Annotated in this window: 1 pseudogene; it reads right to left on the reverse strand. The window is 45.7% G+C overall.

What is annotated here, in order from left to right:
* Nucleotides 1–401 (reverse strand): annotated as a pseudogene (locus tag AB4274_RS21760) (flagellin B); the annotation flags it as partial.
* Nucleotides 402–464 lie beyond the last annotated feature (63 nt).

A 464-nucleotide genomic window follows, 5' to 3' on the forward strand; every position in this document is an offset into this window, starting at 1 on the left:
CCACCAAAAGACGTCGTTTCCGCGATACGGTTCAGTTCGTCGTTCAGCGCTGTTACTTCTTCTTGAATCGCTACACGCTCAGATTTTGAGTTTGAGCCGTTTGAAGATTGTAGAGACAAATCACGCATACGTTGCAGGATGTTAGTCGTCTCATTCATTGCACCTTCAGCTGTTTGTGCAATTGAGATACCGTCGTTCGCGTTACGTACAGCAACATCAAGACCACGACTTTGAACGTTCAAACGGTTCGAGATTTGTAGACCCGCAGCGTCATCTTTTGCGCTGTTGATTTTTGAGCCAGAAGCTAGACGCTCCATTGATGTTTGTTGTGCGCTGTTTGCGTTGTTTAGGTAACGTTGCGCTGTCATCGCTGAAACGTTTGTATTTACATTCACTGCCATGGTGATTTCTCCAATTGATTTTCCGGTATAGCGGTTTCCGACGTCTCGGAAAACCAAGTAGTT

The sequence above is a fragment of the Vibrio sp. 10N.261.55.A10 genome (assembly GCF_041470825.1).
Taxonomy (GTDB): domain Bacteria; phylum Pseudomonadota; class Gammaproteobacteria; order Enterobacterales; family Vibrionaceae; genus Vibrio; species Vibrio crassostreae_C.